At 67.8% G+C, this 21,427-nt stretch carries 18 protein-coding genes; 6 read left to right on the top strand and 12 right to left on the bottom strand.

Going from position 1 to position 21,427, the window contains the following annotated elements; translation table 11 throughout:
- Positions 1-196 precede the first annotated feature (196 nt).
- The 3 genes from GA0115234_RS31235 to thyX form a co-directional block, all read right to left on the bottom strand.
- Positions 197-1,882, bottom strand: coding sequence for a ribonuclease J (locus GA0115234_RS31235; RefSeq protein ID WP_093548443.1), 1,686 nt, complete (start codon positions 1,880-1,882; stop codon positions 197-199).
- A 128-nt stretch (positions 1,883-2,010) separates the two neighbouring features.
- Positions 2,011-2,910 (bottom strand): 4-hydroxy-tetrahydrodipicolinate synthase, encoded by a 900-nt coding sequence (gene dapA / locus GA0115234_RS31230; RefSeq protein ID WP_093548441.1) that lies wholly within the window; start codon positions 2,908-2,910, stop codon positions 2,011-2,013.
- Positions 2,911-3,062: 152 nt separating this feature from the next.
- Positions 3,063-3,800 carry an FAD-dependent thymidylate synthase gene (gene thyX / locus GA0115234_RS31225; RefSeq protein ID WP_093548439.1) on the bottom strand — a complete coding sequence of 246 codons (738 nt, stop codon included), beginning with the start codon at positions 3,798-3,800 and terminating at the stop codon, positions 3,063-3,065.
- Positions 3,801-3,986: 186 nt separating this feature from the next.
- On the opposite strand from thyX, the gene GA0115234_RS31220 reads away from it, so the two are divergent.
- Positions 3,987-4,226 (top strand): hypothetical protein, encoded by a 240-nt coding sequence (locus tag GA0115234_RS31220; RefSeq protein WP_093548437.1) that lies wholly within the window; start codon positions 3,987-3,989, stop codon positions 4,224-4,226.
- Positions 4,227-4,320: 94 nt separating this feature from the next.
- Positions 4,321-4,872, top strand: coding sequence for a hypothetical protein (locus GA0115234_RS31215; RefSeq protein ID WP_093548435.1), 552 nt, complete (start codon positions 4,321-4,323; stop codon positions 4,870-4,872).
- A gap of 39 nt (positions 4,873-4,911) precedes the next feature.
- On the opposite strand, the gene GA0115234_RS31210 is transcribed toward GA0115234_RS31215, so the two are convergent.
- The 6 genes from GA0115234_RS31210 to eccD all read right to left on the bottom strand — a co-directional run bounded on the left by GA0115234_RS31210 (position 4,912) and on the right by eccD (position 12,073).
- Complete coding sequence (locus tag GA0115234_RS31210) at positions 4,912-5,370, bottom strand: tetratricopeptide repeat protein (RefSeq protein ID WP_093548433.1); 459 nt, start codon at positions 5,368-5,370, stop codon at positions 4,912-4,914.
- A gap of 12 nt (positions 5,371-5,382) precedes the next feature.
- Positions 5,383-6,135 (bottom strand): 4-hydroxy-tetrahydrodipicolinate reductase, encoded by a 753-nt coding sequence (dapB, locus tag GA0115234_RS31205; protein WP_093548431.1) that lies wholly within the window; start codon positions 6,133-6,135, stop codon positions 5,383-5,385.
- A 25-nt stretch (positions 6,136-6,160) separates the two neighbouring features.
- Positions 6,161-7,540: a M16 family metallopeptidase gene (locus tag GA0115234_RS31200; RefSeq protein WP_093548429.1), complete on the bottom strand. Its 1,380-nt coding sequence runs from the start codon at positions 7,538-7,540 to the stop codon at positions 6,161-6,163.
- Positions 7,537-9,750, bottom strand: a complete 2,214-nt coding sequence (locus GA0115234_RS31195) for a polyribonucleotide nucleotidyltransferase (protein ID WP_093548427.1) — start codon at positions 9,748-9,750, stop codon at positions 7,537-7,539. The genes GA0115234_RS31200 and GA0115234_RS31195 overlap by 4 nt, the downstream gene beginning before the upstream one ends.
- A gap of 336 nt (positions 9,751-10,086) precedes the next feature.
- The gene (gene rpsO / locus GA0115234_RS31190; RefSeq protein ID WP_093548425.1) at positions 10,087-10,377 is read right to left on the bottom strand and encodes a 30S ribosomal protein S15; all 291 of its coding nucleotides are present in this window, start codon (positions 10,375-10,377) and stop codon (positions 10,087-10,089) included.
- Between the two features lie 187 nt (positions 10,378-10,564).
- Positions 10,565-12,073: a type VII secretion integral membrane protein EccD gene (gene eccD, locus GA0115234_RS31185; RefSeq protein ID WP_093548423.1), complete on the bottom strand. Its 1,509-nt coding sequence runs from the start codon at positions 12,071-12,073 to the stop codon at positions 10,565-10,567.
- Between the two features lie 229 nt (positions 12,074-12,302).
- Here eccD and eccCa point away from each other — a divergent pair, with 229 nt between their 5' ends.
- The 4 genes from eccCa to GA0115234_RS31165 all read left to right on the top strand — a co-directional run bounded on the left by eccCa (position 12,303) and on the right by GA0115234_RS31165 (position 19,239).
- The gene (gene eccCa, locus GA0115234_RS31180; RefSeq protein WP_093548421.1) at positions 12,303-16,277 is read left to right on the top strand and encodes a type VII secretion protein EccCa; all 3,975 of its coding nucleotides are present in this window, start codon (positions 12,303-12,305) and stop codon (positions 16,275-16,277) included.
- A 59-nt stretch (positions 16,278-16,336) separates the two neighbouring features.
- Positions 16,337-16,798 (top strand): hypothetical protein, encoded by a 462-nt coding sequence (locus GA0115234_RS31175; RefSeq protein ID WP_093548419.1) that lies wholly within the window; start codon positions 16,337-16,339, stop codon positions 16,796-16,798.
- Positions 16,799-16,807: 9 nt separating this feature from the next.
- Positions 16,808-18,619 carry an alpha/beta hydrolase gene (locus GA0115234_RS31170; RefSeq protein WP_093548417.1) on the top strand — a complete coding sequence of 604 codons (1,812 nt, stop codon included), beginning with the start codon at positions 16,808-16,810 and terminating at the stop codon, positions 18,617-18,619.
- A gap of 155 nt (positions 18,620-18,774) precedes the next feature.
- Positions 18,775-19,239, top strand: a complete 465-nt coding sequence (locus tag GA0115234_RS31165; RefSeq protein ID WP_237541885.1) for a hypothetical protein — start codon at positions 18,775-18,777, stop codon at positions 19,237-19,239.
- Positions 19,240-19,373: 134 nt separating this feature from the next.
- Here GA0115234_RS31165 and GA0115234_RS31160 read toward each other — a convergent pair whose 3' ends face one another.
- The 3 genes from GA0115234_RS31160 to GA0115234_RS31150 form a co-directional block, all read right to left on the bottom strand.
- Positions 19,374-19,676, bottom strand: a complete 303-nt coding sequence (locus GA0115234_RS31160; protein ID WP_093548415.1) for a WXG100 family type VII secretion target — start codon at positions 19,674-19,676, stop codon at positions 19,374-19,376.
- A gap of 64 nt (positions 19,677-19,740) precedes the next feature.
- Positions 19,741-20,100 carry a WXG100 family type VII secretion target gene (locus GA0115234_RS31155; RefSeq protein WP_093548413.1) on the bottom strand — a complete coding sequence of 120 codons (360 nt, stop codon included), beginning with the start codon at positions 20,098-20,100 and terminating at the stop codon, positions 19,741-19,743.
- 79 nt (positions 20,101-20,179) lie between these two features.
- Complete coding sequence (locus GA0115234_RS31150; protein WP_093548411.1) at positions 20,180-21,424, bottom strand: S8 family serine peptidase; 1,245 nt, start codon at positions 21,422-21,424, stop codon at positions 20,180-20,182.
- Between the last annotated feature and the right edge of the window lie 3 nt (positions 21,425-21,427).

The following is a 21,427-nucleotide window of genomic DNA, read 5'->3' as shown; positions in this document are numbered from 1 at the left end:
GACCTTGCCTTTCGGCGGATCCGACTTTATCAGAACTTCTGAGTCGGAATTCCCGCCCCGTTCGGGAGGCTCACCGCACACATGTGTGCTGGGCGCTTCCCGGTCAGGCGGAGCCGTAAACGTACTGGAGCGGGGCGCCCCGATGCAAATCGGGGGCCCCGCTCCGGAGTTCGCGCCTGTCGGAGTCAGACCTCGGTCAGACCTCGACGACGACGGGAAGGATCATCGGGCGCCGACGGTAGGTGTCGGAGACCCACTTGCCCACCGTGCGGCGGACCAGCTGCTGGAGCTGGTGGGGCTCCAGCACACCGTCCTGGGCGGACTTGTTGATCGCTTCCTCGATCTTCGGCACGACGGCGCTGAACGCCGAATCGTCGATGCCGGAGCCACGGGCATGGATGTCCGGGCCGCCCACGATCTTGCCGCTGGAGCTGTCGACCACGATGAAGACCGAGATGATGCCCTCGTCACCGAGGATGCGGCGGTCCTTGAGCGAGGTCTCGGTGACATCGCCGACCGAGAGGCCGTCGACGTACACATAGCCCGCCTGGACCTTGCCGACGATCTTGGCCTTGCCGTCGATGAGGTCGACGACGACGCCGTCCTCCGCGATGACGATGTGGTCCTTGGGCACGCCGGTGAGCGCGCCCAGTTCGGCGTTGGCCCGCAGATGGCGCCATTCGCCGTGGACCGGCATCAGGTTCTTCGGCTTGCAGATGTTGTAGAAGTACAGCAGCTCGCCGGCCGAGGCGTGGCCCGAGACGTGGACCTTGGCGTTGCCCTTGTGGACGACATTGGCGCCCCAGCGGGTCAGGCCGTTGATCACGCGGTAGACCGCGTTCTCGTTGCCCGGGATCAGGGACGACGCGAGGATCACCGTGTCGCCCTGGACGATCCGGATCTGGTGGTCGCGGTTGGCCATCCGGGACAGTGCGGCCATCGGCTCGCCCTGGGAACCCGTGCAGACCAGCACGACCTCGTCGTCCGGCAGATCGTCGAGGGTCTTGACGTCGACGACCAGCCCCGCGGGGACCTTCAGATAGCCGAGGTCCCGGGCGATGCCCATGTTACGGACCATCGAGCGACCGACGAAGGCGACCCTGCGGCCGTACTCGTGCGCCGCGTCCAGGATCTGCTGGATGCGGTGGACGTGGCTGGCGAAGCTCGCCACGATGATGCGCTTCTGGGCGTTGGCGAAGACCGTGCGCAGAACGTTGGAGATGTCCCGCTCGGGCGGTACGAAGCCGGGCACCTCCGCGTTCGTCGAGTCGGAGAGGAGAAGGTCGATGCCTTCCTCGCTCAGCCGGGCGAAGGCGTGCAGGTCGGTGAGGCGGCCGTCCAGCGGGAGCTGGTCCATCTTGAAGTCGCCGGTGGCGACGGCCATGCCGGCGGGCGTGCGGATGGCGACCGCGAGGGCGTCCGGGATGGAGTGGTTGACCGCGATGAACTCGCAGTCGAACACGCCGATGCGCTCGCGCTGGCCCTCCGCCACCTCGAGGGTGTACGGACGGATGCGGTGCTCCTGGAGCTTCGCCTCGATCAGCGCGAGGGTCAGCTTGGAGCCGATGAGGGGGATGTCCGGCTTCAGGCGCAGCAGATACGGGACACCACCGATGTGGTCCTCGTGGCCGTGCGTGAGGACGATGCCCTCGATGTCGTCGAGGCGGTCCCGGATGGTGGTGAAGTCCGGCAGGATCAGGTCGATCCCGGGCTGCTCCTCCTCGGGGAAGAGAACGCCGCAGTCGACGATGAGCAGGCGGCCGCCGTACTCGAAGACCGTCATGTTGCGGCCGATTTCGCCGAGGCCGCCGAGCGGGGTGACGCGGAGGCCGCCCTTCGGGAGCTTCGGCGGGGTGCCGAGTTCGGGATGCGGATGACTCAAAAGACTCTCCTTACCACGCACGCCACGTACCGCTTGGGCACGTGGCGCGCATGTCATTCGTGCACTTGCTGTTGTCTGTGTGTCGCTCTTGCGAGTGTTCTTCGCTTATTCAGTTGTGAAGTCTGTGGTTACAGCTCTACCCCACCGGCCGCGAGATCGATCTTGAGCTGCGCCGTTTCCTGTGCGGTGAGTTCCACCAGAGGGAGTCGCAGCGGGCCCGCGGGGAGGCCCTGGAGGGCCAGTGCGGCCTTGGTGGTGATCACACCCTGGGTACGGAACATCCCGGTGAAGACCGGCAGGAGCTTCTGGTGGATCTCCGTGGCCTTCTGGACGTCGCCGCCGGTGTACGCCTCGATGAGCGCGCGCAGGTCGGGGGTGACGACATGACCGACGACGGAGACGAATCCGACGGCGCCGACCGAGAGGAGCGGCAGGTTCAGCATGTCGTCGCCGGAGTACCAGGCGAGACCGGAACGGGCGATGGCCCAGCCGGCGCGGCCCAGGTCACCCTTGGCGTCCTTGTTGGCGACGATACGCGGGTGCTCGGCGAGCCGTACCAGCGTCTCCGTGTCGATCGGCACACCGCTGCGGCCGGGAATGTCGTAGAGCATCACCGGGAGGCCGGTGGCGTCGGCGATGGCCGTGAAGTGACGGAAGAGGCCTTCCTGCGGCGGCTTGTTGTAGTACGGCGTCACCGCGAGGAGGCCGTGGGCGCCGGAGCGTTCGGCCGTACGGGCCAGCTCGACGCTGTGGCGGGTGTCATTGGTGCCGATGCCGGCGACGACATGGGCCCTGTCCCCCACCGCTTCCAGAACCGCCCTGACGAGCTGGTCCTTCTCCGCGTCGCTGGTGGTCGGGGACTCGCCGGTGGTGCCGTTGACGACCAGGCCGTCATTGCCTGCGTCCACCAGATGGACGGCGAGCCGCTGCGCACCGTCGAGGTCGAGTGCGCCGTCCGCCGTGAAGGGCGTGACCATAGCGGTGAGGACCCGCCCGAAGGGGGTCTGCGGAGTGGAGATCGGAGCCATGGGTAACACGCTACTCGCTGCTCAGCGCCCAATGTCCCCTCGGGGGGACAAGCGATAGGAGCCCGACACTGCCTGCTCGGGGGTTCAAGCAGTGCCGGGTCCGTTTGATCAGCCTAGATGAACTTCATGAAACGCCGCAATACGGACACCGCCTACGGGGCTACGCGTCCGTTCTTGTTGAAGGCTGCATGGGTGAGCGGCATGAGCCGGGCCCAGTGCTCCTCCATCTGCTGGCCGACCATCTCGATCTCGCGCTGCGGGAAGGACGGCACCTTCGCCAGCTCGTGCTGGGTGCGCAGGCCGAGGAAGTGCATCAGCGACCGGGCGTTGCACGTGGCGTACATCGAGGAGAAGAGGCCGACGGGGAGCACGGCGCGGGCGACCTCGCGGGCCACTCCCGCGGCGAGCATCTCCTGGTACGCCTCGTACGCCTGGCGGTAGGAGTCCTCCATGACGCGGCCGGTGAGCTCCTGCTGGGCCTGGGTGCCCTCGACGAACTCGTACTTGCCGGGGCGGCCCTGCTGGACCAGCTTGCGGGAGGCGTCGGGGACGTAGAAGACCGGCTCCAGCTCCCGGTAGCGGCCCGATTCCTCGTTGTACGACCAGCCGACGCGGTGGCGCATGAACTCGCGGAACACGAAGATCGGGGCGCTGATGAAGAAGGTCATCGAGTTGTGCTCGAACGGGCTGCCGTGGCGGTCACGCATCAGGTAGTTGATGAGGCCCTTGGAACGCTCGGGATCCTTGGTGACCTCCTCCAGGGACTGCTCACCGGCCGTGGAGACACGGGCCGCGAACAGGACGTCGGAGTCGCCCGCGGCGTGTTTTACCAGCTCAACGGTGACATCGCTGCGGAAGCTGGGCTGTGCGGGCTCGGGGGTCTCGGTCACCGGCGGGGTCCTTCCAGTTGCGTCGCTCGGGCGGCGCCCACTCTACGGGCCACCACCGACAACCGGGTCCGGAAGGGCCTTCCAGGGATTTCTTCGACGAATTCGGCAATTCGGGGCACCGATCGGGCCCGCCACGCGTCTGACTCAGTAGCAGTATCCGTAACAGAGTTCAAGGAGACCTTCCTCATGTTCCGCCGGCGTGAAGCCGTCCCGTTCTCGTTCGTGGCCGAGAGCGACCGATTCCGCAGCAACGTCACTCCGCCCCCGCGGGAGCGCGCGAGCGTCTCCCAGCTGGCCGCGCGTTCCCTCGTCGGGCTGACGGTGGTCGCCGGCCTCGTCGGGTCGCTGATCCTCGGCCTGCCCGCGCTCAGCCCCGCCCAGAGCCCCTCGCACGCCGAACAGACCGAGGCCACCCCCGGGCACTGACTCGTACGGACCCCCTGGGGTGGTCGGGGCGGTGACCTCCTCGGTAGCCTCACCGGGCACAGCAATCGAGCGTGTTTGTGAGTGAGGATCAGTCGTGCCCCTGCCCTTTCTGACGGCCGACCGCGCGTTTGACGCGAGCGCCGAGGACATCGCGCTGCCGTTCGACGACCACGACAGCTGGCGGCGTCCGTACCGTCCGGGACCCTGGCGGGTCGCGGCTGCGGCCTTCCTGCTGCTGCTCGCGTCCTTCGTCCTGCTCGCGGGAATGGTCATCGCGTTCGCCGGCGCACTGGCGGGCGCGGCGGTGTGCGTGGTGCTGGCCCTCGTGGTCATCGTCTGCGCGCTGCGACTCCTGCGGGTCGGCGCCTGGGTCAGCCGCCACGGCGTGCGCCGGGTCGGCTTCTTCACCACGGTGACCGTGCCGTGGAACCGGGTCACCGCCGTCCGTACCGTGCAGCAGCCGGTGAAGTGGCTCGGGTTCCCGCGCACGGTCCAGGGACAGGCGCTGATCGTCGTACGCCAGGGAGGCGAGGCGCTCGGGCCGCTGCTCACCGACAGCAACGCCGACTTCCTGACGCGGGGCGAGGCGTTCGACCGTGCGGCCGACACGGTGGAGGCGTGGGGGGACGAGTACCGGCAGGCCTGAGCCCTAGGTCCGATGGCCGGCCCGGCCCGGCACGCCCGTTCAGGGGGTGCTGGGCCGGGCTTCCTTCATGTGCAGGGCGATGGCCCGCTGCATGGCCTTGCGAGCCCGCGGGGTGTCCCTGGCGTCCTGGTAGGCGACGGCCAGCCGGAACCAGCAGCGCCAGTCGTCCGGGGCGTCCTCGGTCTCCTCGCGGCGACGGGCGAACACCGCGTCGGCCGAGTCGCGGTCGATGCGGCCGGACGGGGTGCGGACCAGCTCGTCGACCGGCAGGCCGCCCTCCGCGTCGAGTTCCGCGGCCAGCGCGTTCGCCCGTGACACGAACTGGGTGTTCTTCCAGAGGAACCAGACGCCGATCACCGGCAGGATCAGCACCGCGACCCCGAAGGCGACCGTCAGCAGTGTGCCGTGCCGGATGAGCAGTACGCCGCGGCTGCCGACCAGGACGAAGTAGAAGACCAGGACGGCAGCGGTGACGAAGTAGGTGATCTTTGCGCGCATGGCAGGGCTCAGTCAGTTCAGGTCGAGGAAGTGTTCCAGGCCGAACGTGAGGCCGGGAGTGGTCACCACACGGCGTGCGCCGAGCAGGATGCCCGGCATGAAGCTGCTGTGGTGCAGGGAGTCGTGGCGGATGGTGAGCGTCTCGCCCTCGGCGCCGAGCAGCACTTCCTGGTGGGCGAGGAGGCCGCGGAGCCGGATCGCGTGGACCGGGACTCCGTCGACGTCCGCGCCGCGGGCACCGTCCAGGGCCGTGGTGGTGGCGTCCGGCTGCGGGGCGCAGCCGGCCTTCCGCCGTGCCTCGGCGATCAGCTGGGCGGTGCGGGTGGCGGTGCCCGAGGGGGCGTCGACCTTGTTGGGGTGGTGCAGTTCGACGACCTCGACGGACTCGAAGTAGCGGGCGGCCTGCTCCGCGAACTTCATGGTGAGGACGGCACCGATGGAGAAGTTCGGCGCGATGAGCACACCGGTCTCCGGGGAGCCGGAGAGCCAGGTGTTCAGCTGCGCGAGCCGTTCCTCGGACCAGCCCGTCGTACCGACCACGGCGTGGATGCCGTGCCGGACGCAGAAGTCGAGGTTGTCCATCACGGACGCGGGGGTGGTGAGCTCGACGACGACCTGGGCGCCGGATTCCGTGAGGGTCTCCAGCCCGTCGCCGCGGCCCAGCGCGGCCACCAGCTCCATGTCGTCGGCGGCCTCGACGGCCCGTACCGCCTCGGAGCCGATACGGCCCTTGGCGCCGAGAACGGCCACGCGCAGCTTGCTCATTGCTCTGCTTCCTTAAACGGTGGAGTTAGGAGACCGCTTCTTCGAGGCGGTCGGCCTGCTTGTCCTTGAGCGGGCCGATGACGGAGAGGGAGGGGCGGTGTCCGAGGACCTCGCCCGCGACCTCGCGGACATCATCGGGGGTGACCTGCGCCATCCGGGCCAGCATGTCGTCGACCGACATCTGGTCGCCCCAGCACAGCTCGCTCTTGCCGATGCGGTTCATCAGCGCGCCGGTGTCCTCCAGCCCGAGGACCGTGGAGCCGGAGAGCTGCCCGATGGCGCGGCCGATCTCCTCGTCGCTCAGCCCCTCGGACGCCACCCGGTCGAGTTCGTCCCGGCAGATCTTGAGGACGTCGTGGACCTGGCTGGGCCGGCAGCCCGCGTACACCCCGAAGAGTCCGCAGTCGGCGAAGCCCGAGGTGTACGAGTACACGCTGTAGGCGAGGCCGCGCTTCTCCCGTACCTCCTGGAAGAGGCGTGAGCTCATGCCGCCGCCGAGGGCGGTGCTGAGGACTCCCAGTGCCCAGCGGCGCTCGTCGGTGCGGGCCAGGCCGGGGACGCCGAGGACGACATGGGCCTGCTCGGTCTTGCGGTTGAGCAGTTCCACCCGGCCCGCGGTGCGCAGGGTGCGGGTGCCCTGGCGCGGGGCGACCGGGACGGCGTCGGTGCGGGACAGGGCGCCCGCCCGCTCGAACGCCTTGCGGACCTGGCGTACGACCGTGGCGTGGTCGATGTTGCCCGCGGCGGCGACGACCAGGTGCGTGGGGTCGTAGTGCTTCTTGTAGAAGCGGGCGATCCTGCCTCGGTCGAGCGCGTTGATGGTGTCGACGGTGCCGAGGACCGGGCGGCCGAGGGGGGTGTCACCGAGCATGGTGTGGGCGAACAGGTCGTGCACGCAGTCGCCCGGGTCGTCCTCGGTCATCGCGATCTCTTCGAGGATGACACCGCGCTCGGCGTCGACGTCCTCGGCGGTGATCAGCGAGCCGGTCAGCATGTCGCAGACGACGTCGATGGCCAGCGGCAGGTCGGTGTCGAGGACCCGCGCGTAGTAGCAGGTGTACTCCTTCGCCGTGAAGGCGTTCATCTCGCCGCCGACCGCGTCGAGCGCGGCGGAGATGTCGAGGGCACTGCGCTTGGCGGTGCCCTTGAAGAGGAGGTGTTCGAGGTAGTGCGTCGCGCCGTTCAGCGTGGGGGTCTCGTCGCGTGATCCGACGTTGGCCCAGATGCCGAAGGTGGCGGAGCGGACGGAGGGCAGGGTCTCGGTGACGACCCGGAGGCCGCCGGGCAGGACGGTGCGGCGGACCGTCCCGATGCCGTTGGTGCCCTTGAGAAGCGTTTGGGTACGGGCGACGGCCCGCACCTCGGAGGAGGCGCGGGCCGTCGTCACGGAACTACGGGACGTCACTTGGCGGCGTCGTCCTTCTTCTCGTCCTCTTCGCCCTCGACGACCGGGATCAGGGAGAGCTTGCCGCGGGAGTCGATCTCGGCGATCTCGACCTGGACCTTGGCGCCGACACCGAGCACGTCCTCGACGTTCTCCACGCGCTTGCCACCGGCGAGCTTGCGGATCTGCGAGATGTGCAGCAGGCCGTCCTTGCCGGGCATGAGGGAGACGAAGGCACCGAAGGTGGTGGTCTTGACGACCGTACCCAGGTAGCGCTCGCCGACCTCCGGCATGGTCGGGTTGGCGATCGAGTTGATCGTGGCGCGGGCGGCCTCGGCGGCCGGCCCGTCGGCGGCACCGATGTAGATGGTGCCGTCGTCCTCGATCGTGATGTCGGCGCCGGTGTCCTCCTGGATCTGGTTGATCATCTTGCCCTTGGGGCCGATGACCTCACCGATCTTGTCCACCGGGATCTTGACGGTGATGATCCGCGGGGCGTTCGGGGACATCTCGTCCGGAACGTCGATGGCCTCGTTCATCACGTCGAGGATGTGGAGGCGGGCGTCGCGGGCCTGCTTCAGCGCGGCGGCCAGGACCGAGGCGGGGATGCCGTCGAGCTTGGTGTCGAGCTGGAGCGCGGTCACGAACTGCTTCGTACCGGCGACCTTGAAGTCCATGTCGCCGAAGGCGTCCTCCGCACCGAGGATGTCGGTGAGGGCGACGTAGTGGGTCTTGCCGTCGATCTCCTGGGAGATCAGGCCCATGGCGATACCGGCGACGGCGGCCTTGAGCGGCACACCGGCGTTCAGCAGCGACATGGTGGAGGCGCAGACCGAGCCCATGGACGTCGAGCCGTTGGAGCCCAGCGCCTCGGAGACCTGGCGGATCGCGTAGGGGAACTCCTCGCGCGTCGGCAGCACCGGCACGATGGCGCGCTCGGCGAGCGCGCCGTGGCCGATCTCGCGGCGCTTGGGCGAGCCCACGCGGCCGGTCTCACCGACGGAGTACGGCGGGAAGTTGTAGTTGTGCATGTAGCGCTTGCGGGTCACCGGGGAGAGGGTGTCCAGCTGCTGCTCCATGCGGAGCATGTTGAGGGTGGTGACGCCCAGGATCTGGGTCTCGCCACGCTCGAACAGCGCGGAGCCGTGCACCCGCGGGATGGCCTCGACCTCGGCGGCGAGCGTACGGATGTCCGTGACGCCGCGGCCGTCGATGCGGACCTTGTCCTTGATGACGCGCTCGCGGACCAGCTTCTTGGTCAGCGCGCGGTACGCGGCGGAGATCTCCTTCTCGCGGCCCTCGAAGGCCGGGAGGAGCTTCTCGGCGGCGATCTCCTTGACGCGGTCCAGCTCGGCCTCGCGGTCCTGCTTGCCGGCGATGGTGAGCGCCTGGGCCAGCTCGGACGTCACGGCGGCGGCGAGCGCCTCGAAGACGTCGTCCTGGTAGTCCAGGAAGACCGGGAAGTCGCCGGTGGGCTTGGCGGCCTTGGCGGCGAGGTCCGACTGGGCCTTGCAGAGGACCTTGATGAAGGGCTTCGCGGCTTCCAGACCGGCGGCGACGACCTCCTCGGTCGGGGCCTCGGCGCCGTCCTTGACGAGCTGGATGGTCTTCTCGGTGGCCTCGGCCTCGACCATCATGATCGCGACGTCGCCGTCCTCCAGGACGCGACCGGCGACGACCATGTCGAAGACGGCGTCCTCGAGCTCGGTGTGCGTCGGGAAGGCGACCCACTGGCCCTTGATCAGGGCGACACGGGTGCCGCCGACCGGGCCGGAGAAGGGCAGGCCGGCCAGCTGCGTGGAGCAGGAGGCGGCGTTGATCGCGACCACGTCGTACAGGTGGTCGGGGTTGAGCGCCATGATCGTCTCGACGATCTGGATCTCGTTGCGCAGGCCCTTCTTGAAGGAGGGGCGCAGCGGGCGGTCGATCAGGCGGCAGGTGAGGATCGCGTCCTCGGAGGGCCGGCCCTCACGACGGAAGAAGGAGCCGGGGATCTTGCCGGCGGCGTACTGCCGCTCCTCGACGTCCACCGTGAGGGGGAAGAAGTCGAGCTGGTCCTTGGGCTTCTTGGAAGCGGTGGTGGCCGACAGCACCATGGTGTCGTCGTCCAGGTACGCGACGGCGGAGCCGGCGGCCTGCTTGGCCAGGCGGCCCGTCTCGAAGCGGATGGTGCGGGTGCCGAAGGTTCCGTTGTCGATAACGGCCTCGGCGTAGTGGGTCTCGTTCTCCACTAGCGTTTTCTCCGATACATAGCGTCTTCGCGCCCCCACGCCCGTGTGGCGGGGGACGGTAGCGGAGAAGCCCTCCGTCGGCGGGCCGGTCTTCGATCGAAGCACCCGGGTCGATGAGTCCGGGGGCCACTACCGAGGACCGGCGGCGGGGAGGTCTGCTTCTCGCTCGTCTGTAGGTCGTTCTCCGACCAGGTTACTGAGATTCGGTTGTGCTCGGCATTCCGGCCGTGCGGGCGGGCCCGTCACGTCCCGTACATGCGCGCGTACGCACCATCGTACGTACAGCAAAGGGAGCGGCCCCCCTCAGTGGTGGGAACCGCTCCCTTTCACGGCGAACTACTTGGCGCCGCCGGCCGCACCGCGGCGGATGCCGAGGCGGTCGACCAGGGCACGGAAGCGCTGGATGTCCTTCTTGGCCAGGTACTGAAGGAGGCGGCGACGCTGGCCGACCAGGATCAGCAGACCACGACGGGAGTGGTGGTCGTGCTTGTGGACCTTCAGGTGCTCCGTCAGGTCCGAGATCCGGCGGGAGAGCATGGCGACCTGGACCTCGGGGGATCCGGTGTCACCCTCCTTCTGGGCGAACTCGGACATGATCTGCTTCTTCGTAGCGGCGTCGAGCGGCACGCGTACTCCTCTTGATGTTCGATGCGCCCACGAGTGCCCCTGGTCTTGATCGCAGGGGGGCTTCCATGACTCGGAGGCGAAGGTCCGATGAGCGCAGCTTCCAGAACGATCCGGAAGGGCGTACACAAACGGCCGTCACACAGCGTACCAGCCCGGCTGAGCCCGGAAGGAACGGGTGGCCCCGGGGTCAGCTGGTGAGAGCGCGGATCGAGTGGTAGAGATCGAAAACGGCGAGGCAGAGCGGGATCAGCGTCAGGAGCACACACGCTTCGGCGATCTCCAGGAAGCGCCCCCAGAACGGGGTGACCCCCTTGCGCGGAACGATCAGCCCGATGGCGGTGACCAGGGCGGCGGCGGCCGCGACGGCCGCGGCGAGCCAGATCGTACGGAGGTCGAGCGCGGTGCTGTCCCCCGCGAGGGCCTCGCGCACCATGGCGACCGGAGGGTTGAGGGACAGGCCGAGGCCCAGGAGCACGAGCGCGCCGAGACCCGCCGCCAGCACACAGCCGACCTGGGCGGTGTAGCGGAACAGGTGGGACCGCATCACCATGGCGACTCCGGTGGCGAGCGCCAGCAGCTGGGCCCAGATGCTGTCCGAGAAGCCCAGGACGGCGGCGGCGCCCACGGTCACCAGCGCGCAGCCTCCGACCAGGCCGAGGAGCAGTTCATGGCCGCGCCGTGCCTGGGCGGCGATGCGGTCGGCGTCGACCGGGCCCTGCGGCGCCGGTTCGGACGTCCCGTAGTCACCGGCGGTGGTACGGGGCGGCTCGAAGCCGATGGGAAGGCGGGCGAAACGGGCGGAGAGGCCGGGCAGGAAGGCGAGGACCCCGACGGAGAGCGGGGCGCAGACCGCGGCGGTCTCGACGGGCGCCATGCCGGTCATGATCGCGACGAAGGTCACCAGCAGGCCGATGGCGGCGGCGAACACGAACGCGACGAACACACCGTCCCCGCCCGGGGCGGCGATCATGAGGACCACCGCCGCCACCAGCACCGCGGCGCAGGCGAGCAGGAACTGGAGTCTGCCGATGCCCTGCCCCTCGCCGAGCGACAGCAGCCCCGCACCGGAGACCGCGGCGTTCGCGAGCGCGCCGATCCCCAGGGCCGTGGCCGAGCCCCGGTCGTCGTACACCCGCGCACGCACACAGGCGAGCGCCAGGGCGAGTACGGCGACGATCGCGGCGAGGACGCCCGGCAGTCCGTGCATGTCGTGCCGGGGCCCCGAGTTCCACAGCACGAAGCCGAGCAGGACCAGCAGGAGCGATCCGGCGAAGAGCCCGGCTCCGCGCATGAGGCTGTCGCCCCAGAGGCTGCGGTCCTTGGCGACGGCGGTGGCGACCGCGTCGGAGACGTCGTCGAAGACCGCGGGGGGCAGCGACTCGGAGAAGGGGCGCAGGGACAGCAGCTCGCCGTCGAGGATGCGCTGGCCGGCCAGGGTGCGCCCGCTGTCGAGGACGGTGCCGTCGCGACGTACCAGGTGGTAGCCGACCGGAGCGCCCTGGGCGGGGTTCTGTCCCGACAGCCGGAGGATCTCCGGGTACAGGTCGGCGACGGGAATGTCCTCGGGCAGCGCCACATCGACGCGGCTGTCGGGCGCGACGACCGTGACCCGGCAGAAGCCGGTTCCGTTGCCTGCCGGAACTCCGGGTCCCTGCCTGCCTTGTCCGGTGGCCACCGCTTGGGCGGTCGTAGTCACCCGCTGCTCCCCCTCGTCGTTCGCCCGGAACGGGCCCCGGGGTCGCGGTCCGCGCTCGTACCCCGAATGACCGTTTCCTTGCGGTAGTTAGCAAATGCTTACACGCGTCGCGACACCCTACCGCTCTCGGTGTCCCGCCATCCGCCAGTAGGATCCTCCCGCGGATGGAGCCCGTCGCCACGGGGGCGTCGATACGAACAGTTCTGTCCGGCAAGGGAATTGGTGAGCTGTGAGCCAGATCGTCGTCAAGCGCCCACCACGGGCCCTGCCCTCCGAAGTGCCGAACGATCAGGTGCAGTTGCAACCACCCCCCGAGCTGCCTCGCGGTCAGCAGGAGGGGGTCATGATGCAGTTGCTGCCGATGCTCGGCATGGGTGGCTCCGTCGTCTTCTTCTTCATGACCCCGAACCCGATCATGCGGATCATGGGCATCATCATGATCGCGTCGACGGTCGCCATGGCCGTCGCGATGATGGTCCGCTTCCGGCGGGGCACCCAGGGGCAGCTCGCCGATATGCGGCGTGACTATCTGAAGTATCTGACGCAGACCAGGCGCGCCGTGCTGAGGACGGCCCGCAAACAGCGCGACGCGCAGTTCTATCTCCACCCGTCCCCGGACCAGTTGTGGGCGCTCGTCGCCGAGGGAAGCCGGGTCTGGGAACGTCGCGTCGGTGACGCCGACTTCGCGCAGGTGCGCATCGGGCTGGGCAGTCAGGAGCTGGCCACCCCGCTCGTCGCGCCCGAGACCGCACCGGTCGATGAGCTGGAGCCGCTGACCGCGGGGGCGATGCAGCAGTTCCTGACGACCCACAGCACACTGGACGGCCTGCCCATGGCCGTCTCGCTGCGCGCCTTCTACCACCTGACGGTCAGTGGTGAGGCGGAGTCCGTGCGGTCCACGGCCCGTGCCATGGTCGGTGCGCTGGCCTCGCTGCACTCCCCCGAGGACCTGGTCATCGCCGTCGCGACGGACCGGGACGCGGCCCCGCTCTGGGAATGGGCGAAGTGGCTTCCGCACGTCCAGGTACCGGGGTCCGTCGACGGTGCCGGTGTCCGCCGTCTGATCACCACGAGCGTCGGCGAGCTGGAGGACCTGCTCGCGGGCCGGCTCGAAGGCCGGCCGCGCTTCCAGCCCGATGGCCAGCCGCTGCTGGACCAGCCGCATGTCGTCGTCGTGCTCGACGGCCGGTCCGTGTCACCGGTGTCGGCGCTCGCCACGGCCGAGGGCCTTCAGGGCGTGACCGTCGTCGAGGTCGTACCGGGCGAGGTCATGGGGGCGCGTGGCGGCCTGTCCGTCGTGGTGCACCCGCACGCGTTGCAGCTGGAGTCCGGGCACGGGCTGGTCTACGACGGCCTCCCCGACCTGCTCGGCCCCGAGGCCGCCGAGGCACTGGCCCGGCAGCTGGCCCCGCTGCATGTGTCCTCGGGCGGGGACGACGACGAGCCGCTGCTCGCCAACCTCGAATTCACCGATCTGCTGAACCTCGGCGACGCGGCCTCGATCGATGTCAGCAGGACCTGGCGGGCCCGCTCCCAGTCGGAGCGGCTGCGTGTCCCGATCGGCGTCGGTGAGGACGGCGCCCCCGTGATGCTGGACCTCAAGGAGGCGGCGCAGGAAGGGATGGGGCCGCACGGTCTGTGCGTCGGCGCCACCGGCTCCGGCAAGTCCGAACTGCTGCGTACGCTCGTCCTCGGCCTGGCCGTCACCCACACCTCGGAGACGCTCAACTTCGTCCTCGCGGACTTCAAGGGCGGTGCCACCTTCGCCGGTATGGCGCAGATGCCCCACGTCGCGGCGGTGATCACCAACCTCGCGGACGATCTGACGCTGGTGGACCGGATGGGTGACTCCATCAGCGGTGAACTCAACCGCCGCCAGGAGATGCTGCGCGATGCCGGCAACTACGCCAACATCCACGACTACGAGAAGGCGCGCGCCGCGGGCGCCCCGTTGCAGCCCATCCCCTCGCTCGTCCTGGTCATCGACGAGTTCAGCGAACTACTGACCGCCAAGCCCGACTTCATCGAGATGTTCGTACAGATCGGACGCATCGGGCGTTCGCTGGGCGTCCATCTGCTGCTCGCCTCGCAGCGCCTCGAAGAGGGGCGGCTGCGCGGTCTGGAGACCTATCTGTCGTACCGGATCGGCCTGCGCACCTTCTCGGCGGGCGAGTCCCGGGCCGCACTGGGGGTGCCCGACGCCTACCACCTGCCCAACATCCCCGGTTCCGGCTATCTGAAGTACGGCACGGACGAGATGGTGCGCTTCAAGGCCGCGTACGTCTCCGGGGTCTACCGCTCGGGCGCCCAGCCGGCCGTGTCCGCCGGACCGCTGCTGGTGGACCGCAGGCCGGTGCTGTTCACGGCGGCTCCGGTGCCGGTGCGGTACGTGGAGCCGAGTACGCGGACCGGGGCCCCGGTGCCCGACCCGCGTACGGCCGAGGACGACGCGCTGGCGGACACGGTGCTCGACGTCATCGTGCGCAGGCTGGAGGGCCGGGGGGCCTCCGCGCATCAGGTGTGGCTCCCGCCGCTGGACAACCCGCCGTCGCTGGACGGGCTTCTGCCGGGGCTCTCCGCGGTCGAGGGCCGCGGGCTGACGCAGCCGGGGTTCGAGGGTTCGGGCCGCCTCGTCGTACCGCTCGGCGTGGTCGACAAGCCGTACGAGCAGCGACGCGACACGCTCTACCGGGACTTCTCCGGTGCCGCGGGCCACATGCAGATCACCGGTGGTCCGCAGTCCGGCAAGTCCACCTTGCTGCGCACACTCATCGCGGGCTTCGCGCTGACCCACACGCCCCAGGAGGTCCAGTTCTACGGACTCGACTTCGGTGGCGGCGGCATGGCTTCCGTCTCCGGTCTGCCGCACGTCGGCGGGATCGCCTCCCGGCTCGACCCGGAACGGGTACGGCGAACGGTCGCCGAGGTGTACGGGATCATGGCGCGGCGCGAGGAGTACTTCCGCAGCGCGGGCATCGATTCCATCGCCACCTTCCGCAGGCTGCGGGCGCGCGGCGAGATCTCGGCCGCGGACCAGCCGTGGGGCGACGTCTTCCTGGTCATCGACGGCTGGGGCAACTTCCGTACGGACTACGAGGGCCTGGAATCGGCGGCCGTGGACATCGCGGCGCGCGGCCTCGGCTACGGCATCCATCTGATCGTCACGGCGTCGCGTTCCATGGAGGTCCGGGCCAACCTCAAGGACCATCTGATGAACCGGCTCGAACTGCGGCTCGGCGATGTCATGGACTCCGAACTGGACCGCAAGGCCGCGGTCAATGTGCCACCCGGCGTGCCCGGCCGTGGCCTCACACCGGAGAAGCTGCACTTCATGGCCGCGGTGCCGCGGATCGACGGCATCAACTCCGACAGCGACCTCTCCGAGGCGACGGCCGCCATGAACCAGGAGGTCGCCCGCCACTGGACCGCGGCTTCCGCACCGGCGGTACGGCTGCTGCCCCGCGAGCTCCCGGTGCACGAACTGCCCGCGGGCCACGCGCATCCGGAGCGCGGCATCGCGTTCGGCATCGACGAGAACAACCTGGAGCCGGTCTTCCTCGACTTCGAGCGCGACCCGTTCTTCCTGGTGTTCGGCGAGAGCGAGTCCGGCAAGTCCAATCTGCTGCGCCTGCTCATCAAGCAGTTGACCGAGCGGTATGACGGGAACACCTGCAAGTTCTTCGTCATCGACAACCGGCGGACGCTCCTCGACGTCACCCCGGCGACGCACCTGGCGGAGTACGTGCCCATGTCCAACAACATGGAGCACCACGTGGACGCGCTGTACGACCTGATGAACCGCCGTACGCCGTCGCCCGACGTCACCGCCCGGGAGCTGCGCGAACGCAGCTGGTGGAGCGGCCCGACGGTGTACGTGGTCGTCGACGACTACGACCTGGTCTCCACATCCAGCGGGAACCCGCTGTCCAAGCTCACGGAGATGCTGCCGTTCTCGCGTGACGTCGGCGTCCGGTTCATCATCACCCGCAGCACGGCCGGGGTCGGACGGGCCCTGTACGAACCGTTCATGCAGCGGATCATGGAGCTGGGCGCACAGGGCCTGATGCTCTCCGGCGACCCCATCGAGGGCGACGTCCTCGGCAACGTACGCCCGCGCCCGATGCCTCCGGGGCGCGGGGTCTTCATCACGCGGCGACGAGGGAATCCGCTGGTGCAGTCGGGGCTCATGGAGGGGCAGGGGTAGGGGCAGGGCTGATGGTGTGCCCGGCGGGCAGTTCCGGATGAACGGGGAAGGGTTCACGGATGGCGTGGGATGAGTGGGAGCAGCTCAAGTCCGATGCGGCGGCTCGTGGTTCCGCACGGATGCAGCTGAATCAGTATCCGGCTGATCAAGGGGGTGGCGGCCCGGCGGGCGCGGCCTCGGGCGATCTGAAGTCGGACAAGAAGGCATGGCTGAAGGCCGGCGAGGGCGTGAAAGGCCTGATGGACGGCGTCGGCAAGGCTTTGACGAAGCTGGCCGAGGGCCAGGCGGGGCTGGGTGACACCGGCGGGTGCCGGAGTGCGGCGGCGCAGAAGGATCTGTACGACTCCTGGAGACGGTACGTCGGCGATGTCAGCAGTCGCTGCGACGGGTTGGGCGGACTTCTGGTGGGGGCCGGTCACGATCTCTCGAAGTCCGACCAGACAGTCAGGGAAGAGCTGGACAAGTTGCAGCTGAAGTACGAGGACACCGAGGCCGTCGGCGGCCAGGCGAAGGAGAAGTGATTCACGGTCATGGACCTCGTGACGCTGAGAGCCTTCAAGCCGTCGGAGTACGAGGGCGCCGCGGACGCCTATCGGGCGACCGGTGACATGGCCAGTGCGGCCAAGGACACCATCGACAACCAGATCTGCGCGGGGATACGCAACCAGCTCGAGGGCGAAGCGGCGGCCGCCGCCACGCGAGAGCTCCAGGAGCTGTCGAAGAACTTCCACTACGCGCAGACCGAATGCGGTCTGGCGAGCACCGCGCTCAACGGTTTCGCCTTCGACATGGCGGCGGCCAAGCAGAGGCTGGAGGCGGCGATCGAGGACGCTCGCGCGGACCACTGCACAGTGAACGCGAACGGCTCGGTCACCTACCCCGCAGGCAAGAAGCCCGGCGAGGAGAAGACCGCTGAGGGCGGCACGGTGACAGGGAGTACCGGGGGCAGCCCGACCTCCGACGCGCTGGAGCGCCAGGCGGCGAACATCCATCCGAACCCCCACTACGGCAGGGCGATGGCCTATGCGAACCGCGTCGCCGATGCGTTGAAGGAAGCCACGGATGTCGATGAGAAGTGGGCACCGAAGCTGCGCGCGCTGAAGGCCGACGACGATCTGAAGGTCTCCAAGCGTGACTGGGCCGATGCGCAGTCGGACATGGGCGGCGTCCGCGAGGCGGGCAAGAGCTACCTCGCCTCGCTGCCGGAGCCTCCGAAGGACGGCAGCCCGAAGGACAACGCATCGTGGTGGAACGGGCTCAGCCCGGAGGAGCAGGCAGCCTGGCTCTCCCTCCGGCCCGACACCGTGGGAGCACTCGACGGGCTGCCTTCTCCGGTCCGGGACGAGGCGAATCGTGTCGTCCTCTCGGAGAAGCAGGGCGAGCTGCAATTGGAGCTGGACTCGATCCCGAAACCGCCGGCCAACGAATGGACGTGGATCCCCGCAGGTCAGATGCCGTCCAAGGTACACACTGACGAATGGATGGCCTGGTACAACAAGTACGGCGATCGGTACGAACAGCTCAACAAGTCCCTCAACGGGATGCAGAGCATCCAGGAGCGTTTCGACTCAACCGGTATCAAGAACCTGCCCGAGGCGTACCTGCTCGGCTTCGACGCGGAAGGCAACGGCCGGGCGATCGTCGCCAACGGAAACCCGGACACGGCTGATCACCAGGCGGTTTACGTGCCGGGTACGACGTCGAACCTGGGTGGAATCGGCGGTGATATCAACCGGATGGTCAACGTCTGGACTGTTGCCAATGACTCAGCCGATGGGAAATCGGTGTCCACGATCACCTGGCTCGGCTACGACGCACCGCAGAACATCGTCAAGGACTCGCCGTTCAGCCATTACGCGAATGACGGCGCGCCGGCCTTCAATCAGTTCCTGGACGGGCTCGACGCGTCGCACACTGGCGACTCGGACCCGCACCGAACCGCGATCGGCCACTCGTACGGAACGACCCTCATCGGTTCTGCGGCCCGGCAGGGTGACCTGAACGCGGACGACGTAATCCTTGCAGGCAGCCCTGGTGTTCAGGTGTCTAAGGCCGAGCAGCTGGATGTGCCCACGGGGCATGTCTGGAACCAGGAGGCCGACGGGGATCCCGTCCCCGACATCGGTCGCTATGGACACGGCGGAACCGACTGGGACGGCCCCTGGACCATCCCCAGCGACGAACGCTTCGGCGCCAACCAGATGACTACAGACACCGAGGGCCACAGCGACTACTGGAAGGAAGGTACCGACAGCTTGTGGAACCAGGGCCAGGTCGTGGCAGGCAACAGTGACGAAGTGAAGTTGAAGCCGCCGCCGAACTACTGGGCGCACGTGAAGTAAAGATGTCGGTGCCTGCGGACGTATCCTCTCGAAACCCCGACGACATAACCGGTCCCACGCCGGTCCGACGCATCAAGGCCCTCAATTTGAACAGCAAACTGAGCGCCCCGGCGCTCCTCCTGTCCCTCACCCTCGCGACCCTCACTGGATGCAGCATGGCTGACAGCAGTAATTCCGATGACATCCCGCTCGCGGGCACAAGTACCTCGCTCGCCGCCGCCGACAAGATGGAACAGGTTTCCAGTGGGCTGTACGACCTGATCGGTATCAAGGGGAAGGCGTCCGACAGCCGTCCGGGAGTGACGGAATGCTCGGGCAGGGACCAAGAGAAGTACTTCCAGATCTTTCACCCCTGGAGCTTCTATCCAGCGTCGGCGAACGATCTCGACGAGGCGATGAAGCGGCTTAAGGCGGAGCTGCCCAAGCAGGGCTGGAAAGTCGTCGATTACGGGCCGGACACCAGCAAGAACAAGAACATCAACCTCACGGCAGACAACGACAAGAAGAAATACAGCGTCAAAGTAGTTCAGATGGCCAAGAACGACCCGCCGAAGCTGAGTCTGATGGTCGTCTCCGGCTGCTACCAGGTGCCGGACGGCGAAAAGATCCAGCGGTTCTGATCGTCGCAGCGGTCGAGGCGATCAAGTCAGGTCCGGTCAGGTTACGGCCGGACCTGATCGGCTCGGGGTACGGCATACAGCTCAGGGTGGGCACCTCCCGTGCGTGCCCACCCTGGTCCGTGCCCTGCCGAGTTCTACTCGAAGTGGGCCCTCGCCCGCTTGTCTCCGGCGTGGTACGCAGCACCGGCGTCCCGCACCTTGCGGGAGATCTCGCTCAGCGCGGAGTGAATCGCCGTGGCGTCATCGTTCCAGCCCTGCTGAGCACTGTCGTAGGCGCTCTTGGCTTCGCCCACCCAGAGTTCGGACACGTTGGCGATCATCCGCTTGATGGACGCGAGGTCCTCTTGGAGCTGCTTGCTCTGCCGGTCGATGGCACTGGCTGCGAGTTCCAGGCTTGAGTAAGTGACAACCATCGTGCCGTCGTTGTTGTTCGGCATGCGGTCCTCCTGCGTTGTCTAGGTGTGGGTTGAATGCCTGGTACGTGGTACGGGCGTGGCGAGGTCAGAACTTGTTGAGGTTCGACATCCTGGCCTCTGCGGCCGCGTCACCGGAGTAGCCGTCGACGACGTCGATGCCCTGGAGTGCCTGCTTGATCTCGTCTTCGGTGTTGCCGGTAATGGTTCGCGCCGCCTTGATGGCCTCCTGGAAATTGAGGAGCCGATGGGCGATGCTCACCATCCTCCGGTTGATCTGCTCCTGCTTCGTGTTGAAGGCGCCGGCACCGATGCCCTTCCAGGCACCTTCCAGGCTGTCGATCGTCGCCTGTAGCGTCTTCAACTGGCCCTTCACGGAGTCGAACCGTGTGGAGAGCTCACCCTCCAGCTTGAGGAGTGCGGCATCTGAGAGCTTCTGATCAGCCATGGTTGTGGCTTCCTTTCTGGTGCGTGTGTTCGGTCCGGCTTCACTCGCCGGTGGATACGAGCGAAGAACCTGTGGTCGGTCAGGCGGTTCGTCGCTTGCGGGCGACGGCGAAAGCCCCGCCGCCGAGTACGACGACCACCGCCGCTCCGCCAAGGATCAGGCCGAGCGAACCACCGTCGCTCTTCTCCTTGCCGGAGCCTGCCATGGCGGTGTCACCAGCCCCTTCCTTCTTCTCGGGCTGTGACGAAGCGGAGGCAGAGGAGGGCGAAGAGCCGGGCGTCTTCTCCTTGGTGAGGGGGCTGATGTCCGGAGCGCCGGGGTTCCCCTTGCCCTTGAGGATGTTCATGGAGGGGCGGATCAGGCCGTGGCCGAGGTACTTGCTGAGCGTGCCCTTCTCCCAGTCACGGCTCGCCGTGTCGAAGAGAACGTTGAGTACCTGGTTCGCGGTCCAGTCCGGGTGGGCGGACCACACCAGGGCTGCGGAAGCGGAGGCGATGGCTGTCGCTTGACTGGTACCGTTTCCATCGCAATACGTCTGGAAGGTTTCGTCACACCAGTACGGAATGTCACTACCAGGAGCAGCGATTTCGGCAGCCTGACCGTATTGGGAGTATGCACCAACCTTACCGTTGCGATCTGCTGCGGCTACTCCGACGACTTGCGGATATGCTGCCGGATACTCTTCTTTGTTTCCATTCCGTGCCCCATTGCCGACCGACGCAAAGAACAGCTTCCCCTTGTCTTGTGCGTACTGAACAGCGTCTCGTTCTCTTTGCGTGGGAGACTCACTGCCAACCGACATGCTGATGATTTTTGCGTCACTGTCCGCCGCAGCGCGGATAGCGTCCTCGGCGTCATACGCATTCACTGAATGCTGGTTCTGAAACTCCGTATCGGTGATCCGCATCGGGATGATCTTCGCACCCGGAGCAAGGCCTCGCAGGCCTCCGCCCTTACCTGTTCCGGCAATCAACTCAGCCATGGTTGTGCCGTGTCCGCGGTAATCGTTGTGCTCGTCACCGGCGGCCCCTGTGGCGTCAAACCCTTTCAGGACCTGCCCCTTCAGGGACGGCGTCGATGGGTTGACACCGGAGTCGATGACAGCAACCTTGATGCCTTCGCCCGTGGTGACCTTCCACATCTCCTCAGCCTGCATGGCGTTCAGGTACCACTGCTTCGACTGCACATCCGCAGCAAGCGCGGAGGAGGCAGCACCTGCGAATCCCACACTCAAGGCAGCAGCCACAGCCACCGCGCCGAGCGAGCGTCCTCGAAATCCGAGAGGCATGCGGCACTTCCGGGGCTGGCACATTCCTGCTGTCATCCT

The sequence above is a fragment of the Streptomyces sp. DvalAA-43 genome (genome assembly GCF_900091725.1).
GTDB classification, from domain to species: domain Bacteria; phylum Actinomycetota; class Actinomycetes; order Streptomycetales; family Streptomycetaceae; genus Streptomyces; species Streptomyces pulveraceus.
Note: the sequence above shows the minus strand (reverse complement) of the source record. Positions and strands in the feature narration are given on the sequence as shown.